Source organism: Hoeflea sp. YIM 152468 (assembly GCF_029210485.1).
Lineage (GTDB): Bacteria > Pseudomonadota > Alphaproteobacteria > Rhizobiales > Rhizobiaceae > Hoeflea.
The window spans coordinates 1-1,163 of record NZ_JARGET010000040.1 but is presented as its reverse complement, the minus strand read 5'-3'; the positions used below and the strand labels follow the sequence as shown (position 1 = coordinate 1,163).

1 pseudogene is annotated in these 1,163 nt (G+C 60.9%); it reads right to left on the bottom strand.

Going from position 1 to position 1,163, the window contains the following annotated elements:
• Positions 1-1,163 (bottom strand): annotated as a pseudogene (locus tag PZ897_RS20285) (hypothetical protein); the annotation flags it as partial.

The window sequence follows — 1,163 nt, the reverse complement described above, 5'->3', positions numbered from 1 at the left end:
TATGGTGTTGACCACGCCGTCATTGGCGCCGTTGCCGGTAAACGTGTCCGAACCGTTGTTGGCGCCCGAATACAGGAACATCGCGTCCCGCGTGGCACTGATATTGAAGGTGTCGTTGCCGTGACCGCCGCGATAGTTCAGGCCGCCGGTCTGGCTCGAAGTGGTGATGACGTCGTCATTGTTGCCACCATCAATCTCGAAGTCCGCCGCCACATTGTTGAACGTGACGCCGGAGAAATTCAACGTGTCGTTGCCGCCCGTGCCGGACATCTTCGAGCCGGACATGTCGAGTCCGTCAACCGTTTCGACGCTGTTGCTGTTGTCGAAGCCGTTGAGGCCGACCACCGTGTTGGCTGCGGTGATGACGATCGTGTCCGTGCCGCCGTCGCCGAAGACGGTGTCGGAACCGTTGTTGTTGCCGGAATAGAGGAAGAAGTCATCGCCTTCGCCGCCATTCAGCGTGTCGTTGCCATGCGCACCGATGATGACGTCGTTGCCGCCGCCGCCGTCGATCACGTCATTGTTGTTGAAGCCGAAGATGAGATCGTCGAAGTCGGTCGGCGGAGGATTGCCGGCGAGTCCTGCGGACGACACTCCAGGCAAGGGTACAATGGTATCGTTGCCGTTGGTCCCCAGGATCACGTTCTCGAAGGAAGCGGTAAAGCCGCCGATATCCACCAGACCTTCGAAGGTCTCGAAGTTGACCGCGCGGAATCCGAGCGTGGTGAAGCTGAACGGCGCGGCCGACGGAAGCGACGCGTTGAACGCGTTGAGTTCACCGTGGAACGCCGGATTGAGAACTTCGGCCAGCGTCAGCTTGATCTGCAGCGTATCCTGGCCGGAGCCGCCGTCATAAAGCGTGTTGCCGGTGAAGCTACGCGAGACGGTGATCAGGTCGTTTCCGCCCTGGCCCAGAACCCGCGCGATGTCGGTGAGATTCACATCCGAGAAGTCGAGCGCATTGCCGGAGTTGTCGCCCTTGACATCGATACTGGCAAAGCCGTTCGCCGAAAACTCCTCGATCCCGTTGGCCGAGCCGAAATCACCCAGCAGGCCGATATCGGTGTTGTTGGACAGCGCCACCACCGAGTCGGCGCCGTCGGCGCCGGTGTCGGAGAAGCTGTCGTAGCCGTGCCCGGTGCCCGAGACCTGGTAGGTATCCG